Genomic DNA, 12,460 nt, shown 5'->3' with positions numbered 1-12,460 from the left:
CCACCCACCGAGGCTTCCGGCGTCGTACGGCGCGCGCCTCACGCCAGGCCGCCGCAGCGGCCGGCAGAGCGCAGGCGACAGCGGCCACGACCACGAAGGCGACACTGTCCAGGAAGATGGTGAAGCCGAGCACGAGCGTCTGCCTAGCCGCGCGGGACCACGGGCTACCGCGTGGCGAACACGGACAACCCCATGACCACAACGGCGTTCGCCAGCGTGCTGACGAGCGTTCCCGTCCGCCCGTGCCACATCGGCACCGCCGGGACGAGAGCGAGCTGCCACACGGCGAACAGCCAGAGATAGCCGACGTACCAGCCGCTTCACCCCGGCGCGCTCGCCTCGATCCGCGCAATCCCCTTCAACGATGTGACCGCATCGGCCTGTTCAGACATGACACGCCCCTCCCGTCGTCGCCGAGCAGCCTTGAACCCTTGAACCTGCCTACTCGGCATCCAGTGTCCGCCTTAGCAACTACTTGCCGGGAGGGGTTCCTTCTGGTGTATGCGTTGACGACGGAAACACGCGAGCCGCCCAGCTCGGTATCCCCACACCGGAAGCTGGACGGCTCATGTGCTGTGCGACGTGTGACCAGCACGCGGTCGCATCGGCCCGTACCCCCACGGCCGGACCATGCGCATCTTCGGCGGTGTTCAGGTCACCGACCTCCAGCCGCGTGCCACCGGACCGTCATCGGCTCCGTCGCTCCGCCAGTCTGTTCCCGGCCGACGTCCGTGACAACGCTCCTTTACGCATTCCTTCCGCGCGGTCGTCGATCTTTGACGCGGCCCTGATGACCTGCGCGAAGACTGAATTCGCACGGTCACCCGACGTACATCAGAAGGCCGTCAAAGTCCCGTTGAGGATCTTGCCCCGGCATCCGTGATGCGCTGGGATGGAGTCATGAACAGCGGTCCGCGCTACGACGATCGGCCACCGTCATGGCGAAGCCGTGCCGGGGTCACGTCGGTGCAGCCGACAGCGCCCGCTGTCCGCCCGGCCCTCTGACATCGGCCGCGCGTCCTCCGCGTACCTGCCACCGGTGTCCTGACGGACTCCGGCCAGGGCTTCGTACGCATCCTCACCTTCACCGCATGACCTGAGCCCTCGCCCCCCCTTCTCAACGCCGGGGGCGCCGGGCGCGTCAGCCATGCCTGCTTCCAGGAATCCGACATGTCTTCATCCCTGTCCGGACGTACCGTCCTCGTCACCGGCGCCACCGCCGGCATCGGCTACGAGACCGCTCGCCTGCTCGCCCAGCGCGGCGCGGTCGTCCTCCTCCATGGCCGCATCCCCGAGGAGGCCCAGGCCGCGGCCGACCGTCTGGTGACCACCGAGGGCATCGACAGCGCCCTGCTGCGCCCGCTCGCAGCCGACTTCGTCCGTCTGGAGGAGGTCGAGAACCTGGCGCACGCGGTCGTACGGGAACACCCGCGCCTCGACGTTCTCGTCAACAACGCGGCCATCGCCGCCCCCGAGCGTCACACCCTCACCATCGACGGCAACGAGATCGCCTTCCAGGTCAACTTCCTCGCGCACTACCTCCTCACCAACCTCCTGGAGCCCGCTCTGACCAGCGACCCGGGCGGGCGCGTCGTCAACGTCTCCTCCTCGCTCCACCGCACGGCCGCCATCCAGTGGAGCGACCCGAACCGGGAGCGCCGCTACTCGCGGCTGGCCGCCTACGCGCAGTCGCAGCTGGCACTGACCGTCTTCGCCTCCGACCCGCGTGTCACCGCCGTGTCCGTCCACCCCGGTGTCTGCGAGACCGGCCTGCTCCCCCTCTACGGCAACGAAGGCGACTCCGCCGCCGAGGGCGCCCAGCACGTCGTACGCCTCTGCGACCCCACCACCGAGATCGTCAACGGCGCCTACTACGACCGCGACGAACGCGTCGCCCCGGCCGCCGCCGCCACCGAGGACCGCACGATCAAGCGCCTCAACAAGCTCGCCGACCTCCTCGTCGGCCACACCGCCTGAAGGGACACCCGTCCATGTCCAAGCGCGCACGCAAGAAGAGGGCCCGCCGCAAGAAGGGTTCCAACCACGGCAGCAAGCCCTCCTGCTAGCCAACAGCCCATTCCGCGGGGCGGCCCTCCGAACAGGGCCGCCCCGCCTCCATGTCCCGACAAGGAACCCTCGTGATCAACTTGCCGTCCCACCGACTCCCGGCGCTCGTCCGCTGGTTCCCCACCGGAGCCCCGGGCTCGGCCGCCCTGATCGAGCACGTGCTGACCACCGACGCCGGCCGCTGGTGGGTGGACCGCGTCATCCAGCCGCGCGTGATCGCCGCCGAATGCGGAGACCACGTCCTCTTGCGCGGAGACCCGCAGGCCCTGACGCCGAGGGACCTCAGGGTCTTCGCGGACCGCTCCATCGAGGCTCCGGGCCGCTTCCTTCCCCTGATAGGGGCTGCTTTCGACCGGGTCGTGCCGTGGCAGCGCATGGTGTACGTCAAGCGCTGCCCCGTGCCCGCCACCCGACCGCCCAGGGGAGTGACCGTACGGAGGCTGAACGCGCGGGACGTTCGCGCGCTCACCACCCTTCCGCCCGCGATGACTGGATCCACCGCACCTGGGGCGGCCCGGACGCCCTCGCCCGCTCGGGCTACGCCTGGGCCGCCTTCCAGGGTGACCGCATCGTGGCCGTGTCATGCACCTACTTCCTCGGCACCGCCTACGAGGACGTCGCCTGCGTCACCGTGCCCGACCCGCGCCTGCAGTACCTGGCTCTCGACTGCGTCAACGCCCTGTGCTCGGACATAGCGGCCCGCGGGCACACCCCCAGCTGGACCTCCTCCGCCGGCAACCGCCCCGGCCGCCTGCTCGCCTGGACCACCGGCTTCCGTCCGGAGCGGGAGTACGCCCACTACGCCGTCGGCACACCGACGGCAACCGGAAGAGTGGCGGCGGGATGAGAGGCGATACTCGCCGGGTGGACTCCATCTACCGCAGCACGGCAGGCCGGGAGCACATCCGCCGCTGGTGCACCGACCGGCTCGACGCATGGCCGGTGCCGCACGAGCGGACGATTGTGACCGCCAACGGAGCAGAGACCCACCTGGTGAGCTCCGGCTCCGGCCCGACCACGGTGGTCTTCGTGCCGGGTACGAACTTCAACGCCGCCGCATCTCTACCCCTTGCCAACTCCCTTGTCGCGGCCGGCCATCGGCTCGTCCTGCCGGACGTCCCCGGACAGCCCGGTCTCAGCTCCGGGGAGCGCGCGATCTCCGGCGGCCGACTGTCGTGGTACGGCACATGGCTGAGCGAGCTCCTCGACGCCTGCGCCGCGACCGGGCCCGTGGTGGTGATCGGGCACTCCTTCGGCGCCGCCATCGCCCTGTCCAGCCCGTCACCGCGCATCGACCGGCTCGTGCTCGTCTCCCCCGGCGGACTATGCAGGCTGCGCCTCACCCCCGGCCTGCTCGCCGTCTCCGCCGCCTGGTTCGTCCGGCCGACTCCGGCGCGCAGCACTCGGCTCCTGCGGGCCATGCTCGCGCCCGGCCACCAGCCCCGCGAGGAACTGGTGGAGTGGATGACGCTGGTCGCACGCCACTCCCGCTCGAGGGACGGCTTCGGCGGTCCGCTGCACGTCGAGGTCGCCTCGCGCTGCGACGTACTGCCGCTCGTACACCGCATTGTTGGCGTCAACGAGCTTGCGTGCCTCCGGGAGCAGCCGCCCCGTGAGGAGGTCGGTCGCGGTCCGGTAGTCCTCGCGGGCGGCGTCCTTGCCGCCGGGCCGGCTGTCGTTCTCCAGTGCCCGCCCGATCAGCTCCTGGTAGTGCGCGAAGTCATCGGTGAGCCGCACGACGGTCGCCTCGGTGGCCGGGTCGCCTTCCGAGGCGGCGGCGAGCGTGCGCAGGGAGCGGCTGATGGTCTCCTGCGCCTCTCCGTAGAAGCCACTCGCCTTGGCGTACGACTCTTCCAGGCGCCCTTTGCCGGTACCGGAATCACCACTGGAGAGCAGGATATTGGCCGTCTGCGCGTCCATGTCGTTGAGCGCGAGGTTGAGCCGGGTCGCGGAGACGGTACGGGGCGCGTCGTGCTGGGCCGTCTCGTCCCAAGCGGTGGTCGCGCCCGTCGCCGCGACCGCGAGCAGGATCAGCAGCCCGGTGGCAAGCAGCACGCACGCCGCGCGAGCGAGGCGCAGTCGGCCGGGCAAGGTCTCCCAGTAGCGGTCGGCGAGCAGGCGGGCCGCCCGGGCGATCATGGTGGGAGGCCGTGGTCCCGGCGGCCCTCCTCCCAGCTTCCCTCCGGATGGCGAACGTGGGACGCTCACGCGACGGGCCTCCGGTGCGGGGCTCTGCGTGACAGTCTCTGGAGCCCCCGCTCCCTGGGTCTGATCGGTACCGGCGGTGATCGTCACTCGCGCTCCAGCTCACACCCGGGCCGTTCGTACGGCCCTGCGTGCACGCCAGCATCTGGCTCAACAGTTCGACCCACCAGGCACGTTGATGGTCTTCATACGCGGGGAGACGCAGAATTGACGGGGTCTTGACGGCGCCCTCTGTCCGTCGGCTCCGCCGCACTCATGCCTCGAAGCGGTACCCCATGCCGGGGGCAGTGATCAGATGACGCGGGTGTGACGGGTCCGCTTCCAGCTTCCGCCTGAGGTGAGCCATGTACACCCGCAGGTAGTTGGTCTGCGTTCCGTAGGACGAACCCCACACCTCCTGGAGCAGACGCCGCTGGCTGACGAGCCGGCCCCGGTTGCGGATCAGGACCTCCAGCAGATGCCATTCCGTCGGCGTGAGCCGGATGCTCTTCCCTCTGCGCCTGGCCTTCTTCGCGAGCAGGTCGACGGTGAACTCCTCGGTATCGACGACCGCTTCGTTCGCGGCGGCCGACTCCTGTGTCGGCGTGCGGCGGATGACGGCTCCCAGCCGGGCCAGCAGTTCGTCCATGCTGAAGGGCTTGGTGATGTAGTCGTCGGCGCCTGCGTCCAGGGCCTGGATCTTCTCCTCGGAGCCGTGGCGGGCGGAGACCACCAGGACGGGCACCTTCGACCATCCGCGCAGTTGCTTGATCACCTCGATCCCGTCCATGTCGGGCAGTCCGAGGTCCAGCAGGACCGCGTCCGGGCGGCAGGCCGCTACGGCCGCCAGGGCCGTACCCCCGTCCTGCGCGCAGTCCACGTCGTACTTCCGCGCCTTCAGATTGATCACCAGCAACCGCGCAAGCTGCGGTTCGTCATCCACCACCAGCACCCGGGGCATCGTCGCGCCGCCTTCCTGTTGTACGTCCTGTGAGTACGGATAACCGGAGGGAACATCGGTTTTCGGCCGCCTCGGCAGGCGTTGACGACGTCCATACGGCCGTGGGTGCGACTTTGACGGCATCCTTACGGCGAGGCTCGCGCGGCAGTGCACGGGACGGCCCGTCCGTGATGCGTCCCGGCTCCAGCCCGACCCCCCGCGGTCCGGACTGGGCGTGGTCTCGGCGGTGATCGTCACACGCCCTCCAACCTCGCATCACGGACGGTCGTCCGCTTCCCCCTGCCACTCAGTCTGCGATCAAGGCCGTGTGCCAACGCACCACGTTGACGCCCCTCTTACGGCACACCCGCACTTCCTGACGCGCTGCTGATGGCAGGCATCGGAGTGCCGTAAATGAGTCGTAAACACCACTGACATCGGACGTAGCATCGGTGCGTTTGCTGTGATCTACGTGGTTCACGAGGGGGAATGTCATGGGTGTCGGCGGCAGGCAACGGGGGAGGTTCCTCGCCCTTGTTGCAGGTGGGGCGGTTCTTGCCTCGGGTGCGGGGTTGTACGGATTGAGCGCGACGGGCAGCTGGCCGTTCCGCGCGAGCTACTGCTGGGGAGCGTGGCAGGAGGACAGCGGTCCGTCCTTCCTCGGTGATGAGGCGCTCGGCAAGTCCGGCTCCGCGCGCCGAGCCACCGAGTCGGCGCCGCCCTCGTCCACCAGGCCGACCGCCACGTGCACGGTCACCGTCGCCTCGTCGATGCCCGATGACGACTCCACCGAGCCGCTCACCTTCGATGAGCGCGTCACCCTCGCGTACGGCCCCGTCCCGGCCTCGGCCGAGGAGCGCCGTGCGTGGATAGCCCACTTCTTCGACGGTTCGGCCTCGCCGTTGCCCGACGGACTGAACGGGCTGGTCGGCGGCGATCGGGCCATGCTGGTGCTGCCCGAGGCCTGTGATGTGGACAGCAGACCGTCCGCGGTCACGATCCGGAGCGAGAGCTGGGGCGACGGCCACCTGGGGAAGAAGGCCATGCCCTTCACCATCGGAAACCGGATGGACGTCGCCCGGATGCTGCTGGACGCGGCCGGCACCGCTGCGTCGAAGGCGGGCTGCAAGCCCGCGAAGCCGCTGCGCCTGTCCTCGCCGATGGTGGTCACCGCGGAGAAGGACGAGAGGGCCTCCACCCCTCTGTGCAGGATTCCGGGGGTGACTTTCGAGTTCGGAAAGGACTCCGCCTACCAGCAGCAGGTGGGCGTGGTCGGTGAGCGGCTCCAGACCTGTTCGGTGGTGTGGCGCTCCCGGGGGGTGCCCGATGAGCCGGCGGCGCAGTTCGTGATGGCGTCCGAGCCCCGCCTGGTCGCACTGTTCGACGGGCTTCCCGAGGGCAACGGTCAGGGACTGGTGCGGGCCACCTGTGGCGGCAGGCGGACCGTGTTCTACGGGAACGTCGAGCCAGGCCTCAAGGGCCGGAGCCGCCCGGACGACCAGCAGGTGTTCGCGAACTTCACCGCGTCCGTGAGCAAGCGCATCGGGTGCCAGGCCGGGGAGGACCGGTGACCGCAGACAACAACGGCAGCGTGGCGGACAACGGAGAGAGCGTGACACCAGCAGTGGACAGCGAAACGACCCCGGCCCGACAGCCGGACAAGGACCAGGACCTGGCTCCCTCGGTGCCCTCTCCCGCGCGGCCCTCGTTGTTGCGCCGGCTGCTGCGGAACCGCACCGTCCGGGCCGCCGCCGCGGGCGTCCTGGCAGGCGGCCTTCTCGGGGCCGGCGTCGTCGCCTGGCGTACGGACACCCTGCCGCTGCTCGGCCCCGCCCCCTGCTGGGACTCCCTCAGCGACTCGACCATGTCGTCCCTCTTCAGCGACCGCAGGACCGAGGTCGAGGAGCAGATGCTGCAGACCGACCCCCACGGCCAAGGACTGTCCTACGGCCAGTGCCGCATCACCAGTTACAAGGACGACCGGGCCAGAAGGCAGCTGACCGTACGGGTGCACAAGCTGGACGGCCTCCACGGAAGCGACGGGCGGCAGTGGCCCGAGGAGTTCCTCGCGGCCGGCATGGTGGCCCTCGGAGAGGGCCTGCCCGGCATGGCTTCCTCCTCCCGCGCCTGGCTGGCGCTTCCCCAGTCCTGTACCGGCAGGCCCGCCCAGTTCGAGGGCCCGGTCGTGGTCGACGTCGGCATGGGGCCTGCGGGCCTTGACATCTCGTCGGAGTACGAGAGGGAGGACCGCGCCGCTCTGGCGCACGCTGCGGTGGACGCGGCCAACGGCGTCATACGCGAGCTGGGCTGCTCCGGGGTCTACCGGTCGCCGGACCTGCCGAAGGACGTCGTCGCGTGGCGGGACACACAGCCGGACGCCTTCTGCGGGATCAAGGGCCTCGCCCTCCCCGCTGCCTACCGCGAGAGCCTGTCACGTGCCCGGGTCAGCGGCGCCGGCGGCGCCGCCCGGATCTGCGAGGCCGCCGGCAGGTACCCCAAGGCCGCAGTCCGGATGACCACGGTCGTGGATCCGGCCCTGGCCGAGGTCTTCTCCCAGGACCTCCTCAAGGGCGGCTCGTCCTTCAAGGGCACCAACGGGTACGGATCGTTCAACGTGAGCCGGGCCGTGTACCGGGCGCGGTGCCAGACCGGGGACGTGACCTTCATGGTGGAGCAGAAGGACAGGTTCGGGGAGCAGGACTTCACGTTCGTCCACGACCTGCTGCCCGCCTACGTCGAGGCGGAGTCCAGCCGTATCGGCTGCGGCCAGGAGAAAGTGACACTGCCCCGCGGGTGAGCCGCGGGCGGCGGAGCGGGTTGTGCGGCCCGTGATCGGTAACACCCGTCGTGGCCGGGGCCGGTCATGCCGGTATCAGAGCTGTGTCAAGGACTGGGCGACCTCCTTGATCCCTGTCTCACCAAGCAGTTGGATGAACGACGTGAACAGCGGTCTGCTCCATGACGACCGGCCACCGCATACGGTGCGCCCGGCCGCGCGCGCTGCTCACCTGCCGGTGCGCTGACGCACCGATCGCAATCCCCGGCCGCCAACAGTCACCCGTAGGGCGGGCGGCCGCTTCCGCCCCGTGCCTGCCCTCGCCCCGGGCAGGCCCGGGGCCTTGCACGCACCTCCTGACCAACCTGCCGGTGCCTGCGCCCGTCGGCCACAACGCCTGAAGGCGAGCCACGGCCCAGAGCTGCGCTGCCTCTTACCCTGTGCCGCCCGCTCCCCCTGTGCCGCCCGCTCCCCCTGCCCGAGAACCCGTTGCAGCACCACCTGGAGACATTCGTGATCGAGATCTCCCCGCAGCAGCTCCCCGCCCTGAGCCGTTGGTTCCCCACAGGCTCACCCGGTCCCGGGACACTCGCCGAGCACGTACTGACCACGGGCGTCGGCCTCTGGTGGGCCGACCGCCCCCACCTGCCTCGCGTCCTCGCCGTCAGCTGCGCGGACCACGTACTGCTGCGCGGCGATCCGAGCGCGCTCACCCAGGACGCCCTGGCCCGGTTCGCCGGCCGGTACGTAGAAACGCCCGCCCTGTTCTGGCCGTCGCTCGGCTCGGCATTCGAACGCGTCGTCCCCTGGGAACGGATGCTGTACGTCCACCAGCCTCAGGCACCGGTGTCCCTCCCCCGCACCCCGCGTGGCGTAACGGTGCGGCGGCTGACTCCCCAAGACGTTCCGGCACTGGCCGCGATGGACTCCGAGAACGCCTGGATCCATGCCAGTTGGGGCGGACCCGGCGGGCTCGCCGCCTCCGGCCACGGCTGGGCCGCGTTCGCCAAGGGGCGGGTCCTCTCCGTCGCCTGCACCTACTTCCTCGGCAGCGCCTACGAGGACATCGCGGTCGTCACCGTGCCCGATCGCCGCCGTGAGCTCCCCCAGCTACCGCTGGGAGGGGCCCCCACCGCACTGGCCTGCGTCGCCGGCCTGACGGCCGACATCCAGGCACGGGGACACACCGCGAGCTGGTGCTGCTCACGCGACAACCGGCCCAGCCGACTGCTGGCCTGGACGGCCGGCTTCCGGCTGACCCGTGAATACGTCCACCACGTCACCGGCCGAGCCTTGGCACACGAGGTCGGGCACAGGGCAGCGGAGCCGCCCCGCCACCGCGCCCGCCCTCGCGTCGCAATGACGGGGTGACGCAGCCCGCGCGCCGGCTCAGTGGGTGCGCTGCCCGCCCAGGGCGTTCAGCAGGGCAGCGCCCCGTTCGGCATCGTCCACGCTCACCGCGAACTCGCTCCCCCGCCGGGGGTGGATCACCAGGCACTCTCCGCCGCGCAGCATCACCGTCGTGCCCATGCCGCTCAGCCGATACCCCCATCCCCCCACCTGGGCGGGGGTGCGGTTTTCGGCACGCGCCGATTCGATGTCCTCGGCCGGCCAGCGCCGCACCGGCCAGCCGAGCGGACCGAAGGCCACGTCCAAGCCCTTCTCGGTGACGCGGGCCTGTACGGAGGCACACGAGAGAGCCGCGACGGAGACCGTGGCGAACGGTGCGACGACCGTCCACTCCACCTCGATCAGGCCGCTCACCGCGACGAGTACGGCAGCGAGCGCGACCAGCCCGGACAGGGCACCGATCCAGCGGAGCCACGGATTCGTCGTACGGGAAAGCCACACGAACCTCTCGCCGACCGGAACGTCCATGCTCGGACCGCCCGCAACCGCGTGCGGCGCCGCAGCCGGCCCGCGGCGGGCAACCGCCCACCCGGCCAGCCCCGCCACGGTCGCCACCCCGAACGTCAGCACCGTCCACAGACCCACGGAATCGGCCTGCCGCCAGTCCGTGTGATCCAGGTTCGCCCGGACGATGGACGCCTGCGCACCAACGAGGAGGACACCGCTGGACAGCAGTGTGGATACGGGCCAGCCCCGCATCGCCGGACTTGAGGTCGCCCCCTCACGCCACCGCGCGAGCACGACGGTCAGCAGCACCAGGACCAGCCAGATCAACCCGGGAAACAGCGCGGCTGCCCACAGCGGCATCGAACCGTCCGGCCCGCCGGAGCCGGCACCCCAGTGGGTCGCCAACCGCTCCGGCAGCCGGTCACCGGCGGCCCAGGGAAGTGCGACGAGCGCGGCTAAGACCGCCACGGCCCAGATCGCAACACCCCACCATTCTCCGCCCCTTCGCTCCGTACTGTCTTTCATGCCAGCCCCCTGATCATTTCCATGAGATCGGCCTTGCTGTACCCCAGATGCGCCGCGTCACCGACCAGTTCGCGCACGCGGTCGAGCAGCACCGAACGCTGGTCCGCCCCCTCGGCCACGGTCACACCGCGACCGCGCCGGAACTCCAGCAGTCCCTCGTCGCGGAGCCCTCGAAGACCGCGGAGGACCGTGTTGACGTTCACGCCCAATGCCTGGGAGAGATCGCGCGCCGATGGCAGGCGGTCACCCGGGGCGCACTCGCCCTCGGCGATGGCGCGTCTGATCGCACCCGCGACCTGCTCGTGCAGAGGGCGATTGTCCGCGACGTTCAGCTTCAACAGCATGGTGCTAATGAACCTATCACCATCGTCACCACGGACGCTCCAGGGGATCCACCGGGAAGAACCCGTGTGGGCCGCAGCTCGACATCATCTCGCCAGGTCCAGCCGCGCCTCCTCCAGGTCCAGGGAGCGCTGAAGGCGTCGGCGGGTGGTGTCGCTGATGTGGTGTTCGTCGTAGAGACGCTGGAGTTCCACGGCCTCCACCCGGATCAGGTCACGGCGCAGCAGCCGGTAGACCTGGTCTGCGGATTCAGCCAGGTCGGCTTCCTCCAGGCGGTCGCGGGCGTGTTCGAGCCGGGCCTGGAGGCTGCGCCGGAGCCGGTCTGCCACGACGTCCGGTACCGCTTCGAGGTCGGACACCTCGTCCAGCCGACGGATGCCCGCTGCGGCAAGGGCGCACCGGGCGGAGGCCTCCTCGCGTTCGGTGTGATCCGGTTCGAGGGCGATTCCGGAGCGACGGACCACGTCGGCCAGGGTGAAGCCCTGGGCGACGAGGGTGACCACCACCACCGACGTGGTCAGGACGAGCACGAGCGGGCGCTGGCCCAGGAGGCTGCCGTCGCCCTCCGCGACCGGGATGGAGAGGGCCGCGGCCAGTGGGACGACGCCGCGCGTGCCCGCCCAGGTCAGCACGGCCGGGACGCGCCAGGAGGGACGTACGCCCGCGTTCCGCTGGACGACGGCCGAGAGGGGCAGGACCCACAGCAGGCGAACGGTGATCAAGGTCGCGGCGACCGCCAGCGCGTACAGCGGCCAGAGCCCGTCGTCAGCGGTCAGCGCGGCGACCTGGCCGGGCAGGGTGAGGCCGATCAGGCTGAAGACGACGCTCTCCAGCAGGAAGACCACGGTGCCGTTGACGGCATGCAGCTGGATCCGTATGCGGGCATTGGTGAACCGGTCCGCCCGGCCTCCGAGCACCACGCCCGCCACGACAACGGAGGTCACGCCGGACGCGTGCACCGCTTCGGCCAGCACGTAGGCGGCGTACGGGGTCACCAGGGCGATGACGGTCTCCAGTACGGGGTCCTCGGTCCTGCGGCGCATCAGCGCAACGACCCCGGCAACTGCACCTCCGATGAGGATGCCGCCGCCGGCGAGCAGCGCGAACTCGGTGCCCGCCGCCTGCCACGACACCCCGCCGGAGGCCGCGGCAACGACGATCGCGACCCGGAAGAGGACGAGCGAAGTGGCGTCGTTGAAGAGGCTCTCGGCCTGCACGAGGACCTGGACGCGGGGAGGCAGGGCGAGGCGCCGACCGAGCGCGGTGACCGCCACCGGGTCCGTACTCGCGAGGACAGCCCCCAGGACCAGCGCCATCTGCCAGGTCAGCGGGGTGAGCAGCGATGCGACCAGACCCACCGCGGCCGCCGAGGCCAAGACCAGACCGACCGCGAGCACGCTGACCGGCTTCCATACCAGCCGCAGCTCGCGCCAGGACAGTTCCTCGGCGCTGGCGTACAGCAACGGCGGCAGAACGATGAGGCCGATGCCCTCCGGACTGACCCGGATCTCCGGAGTGCCCGGTATCAGCGCGACGACGAGCCCGGCGACAACGAGCAGTGAGGGTGCGGGGATTCGCCAGCGGCGGGCACCTGTGGCCACGACCGTGGCCAGCACCACGAGGAACAAGACCGTACCGACGCTGCGCATTCCGCCCCCACCCGAGTCGACGCGGACCATGCGGTCACGCGACGCCGACCAGGCTTCCCGGCACACCGCCTTCACCCTATCGATGCAACGGCCGTCAATACACCGTCAAAGTCCCGGTCG

The 12,460-nt window shown here is 70.4% G+C and carries 10 protein-coding genes; 5 read left to right on the top strand and 5 right to left on the bottom strand.

The features are described 5' to 3' along the window. Positions 1-1,170: 1,170 nt before the first annotated feature. The gene (locus AB8A24_RS13790) at positions 1,171-1,977 is read left to right on the top strand and encodes an SDR family NAD(P)-dependent oxidoreductase (protein ID WP_369475828.1); all 807 of its coding nucleotides are present in this window, start codon (positions 1,171-1,173) and stop codon (positions 1,975-1,977) included. 454 nt (positions 1,978-2,431) lie between these two features. Continuing rightward, positions 2,432-2,914 (top strand): GNAT family N-acetyltransferase, encoded by a 483-nt coding sequence (locus AB8A24_RS13785; protein WP_369475827.1) that lies wholly within the window; start codon positions 2,432-2,434, stop codon positions 2,912-2,914. A 476-nt stretch (positions 2,915-3,390) separates the two neighbouring features. Here the strand turns inward: AB8A24_RS13785 and AB8A24_RS13780 are convergent, their stop codons facing one another. Then, a complete protein-coding gene (locus AB8A24_RS13780; protein ID WP_369475826.1) occupies positions 3,391-4,206 on the bottom strand; it encodes a hypothetical protein in 816 nt (271 codons plus the stop codon). Between the two features lie 319 nt (positions 4,207-4,525). Beyond that, positions 4,526-5,212 carry a response regulator transcription factor gene (locus AB8A24_RS13775; RefSeq protein WP_369475825.1) on the bottom strand — a complete coding sequence of 229 codons (687 nt, stop codon included), beginning with the start codon at positions 5,210-5,212 and terminating at the stop codon, positions 4,526-4,528. 560 nt (positions 5,213-5,772) lie between these two features. Between AB8A24_RS13775 and AB8A24_RS13770 the strand changes: the two genes are divergently transcribed. The 3 genes from AB8A24_RS13770 to AB8A24_RS13760 all read left to right on the top strand — a co-directional run bounded on the left by AB8A24_RS13770 (position 5,773) and on the right by AB8A24_RS13760 (position 9,338). Further along, positions 5,773-6,762 (top strand): hypothetical protein, encoded by a 990-nt coding sequence (locus AB8A24_RS13770; RefSeq protein ID WP_369475823.1) that lies wholly within the window; start codon positions 5,773-5,775, stop codon positions 6,760-6,762. Beyond that, entirely contained in the window at positions 6,759-7,988 is a 1,230-nt protein-coding gene (locus tag AB8A24_RS13765; RefSeq protein ID WP_369475821.1) for a hypothetical protein, read from the top strand. The genes AB8A24_RS13770 and AB8A24_RS13765 overlap by 4 nt, the downstream gene beginning before the upstream one ends. Positions 7,989-8,480: 492 nt before the next feature. Next, positions 8,481-9,338, top strand: coding sequence for a GNAT family N-acetyltransferase (locus AB8A24_RS13760; protein WP_369475819.1), 858 nt, complete (start codon positions 8,481-8,483; stop codon positions 9,336-9,338). Between the two features lie 18 nt (positions 9,339-9,356). On the opposite strand, the gene AB8A24_RS13755 is transcribed toward AB8A24_RS13760, so the two are convergent. The 3 genes from AB8A24_RS13755 to AB8A24_RS13745 all read right to left on the bottom strand — a co-directional run bounded on the left by AB8A24_RS13755 (position 9,357) and on the right by AB8A24_RS13745 (position 12,370). Beyond that, positions 9,357-10,349 carry a DUF1648 domain-containing protein gene (locus AB8A24_RS13755; RefSeq protein ID WP_369475817.1) on the bottom strand — a complete coding sequence of 331 codons (993 nt, stop codon included), beginning with the start codon at positions 10,347-10,349 and terminating at the stop codon, positions 9,357-9,359. Beyond that, positions 10,346-10,693 carry a GntR family transcriptional regulator gene (locus tag AB8A24_RS13750; protein WP_124289571.1) on the bottom strand — a complete coding sequence of 116 codons (348 nt, stop codon included), beginning with the start codon at positions 10,691-10,693 and terminating at the stop codon, positions 10,346-10,348. The genes AB8A24_RS13755 and AB8A24_RS13750 overlap by 4 nt, the downstream gene beginning before the upstream one ends. Before the next feature lie 84 nt (positions 10,694-10,777). Beyond that, positions 10,778-12,370, bottom strand: coding sequence for a Na+/H+ antiporter (locus AB8A24_RS13745; RefSeq protein ID WP_369475814.1), 1,593 nt, complete (start codon positions 12,368-12,370; stop codon positions 10,778-10,780). Between the last annotated feature and the right edge of the window lie 90 nt (positions 12,371-12,460).

Origin of the sequence: Streptomyces sp. BF23-19, from assembly GCF_041106355.1 — a bacterium.
GTDB classification, from domain to species: domain Bacteria; phylum Actinomycetota; class Actinomycetes; order Streptomycetales; family Streptomycetaceae; genus Streptomyces; species Streptomyces virginiae_A.
Note: the sequence above shows the minus strand (reverse complement) of the source record. Positions and strands in the feature narration are given on the sequence as shown.

What these genes read in the sequence shown, in the direction of transcription:
- AB8A24_RS13790 (WP_369475828.1), top strand. Translation starts at nt 1,171, where the DNA reads ATGTCTTCATCCCTGTCCGGACGTACCGTCCTCGTCACCGGCGCCACC.
- AB8A24_RS13780 (WP_369475826.1), bottom strand. Translation starts at nt 4,206, where the DNA reads ATGATCGCCCGGGCGGCCCGCCTGCTCGCCGACCGCTACTGGGAGACC.
- AB8A24_RS13775 (WP_369475825.1), bottom strand. Translation starts at nt 5,212, where the DNA reads ATGCCCCGGGTGCTGGTGGTGGATGACGAACCGCAGCTTGCGCGGTTG.
- AB8A24_RS13755 (WP_369475817.1), bottom strand. Translation starts at nt 10,349, where the DNA reads ATGAAAGACAGTACGGAGCGAAGGGGCGGAGAATGGTGGGGTGTTGCG.
- AB8A24_RS13750 (WP_124289571.1), bottom strand. Translation starts at nt 10,693, where the DNA reads ATGCTGTTGAAGCTGAACGTCGCGGACAATCGCCCTCTGCACGAGCAG.
- AB8A24_RS13745 (WP_369475814.1), bottom strand. Translation starts at nt 12,370, where the DNA reads ATGGTCCGCGTCGACTCGGGTGGGGGCGGAATGCGCAGCGTCGGTACG.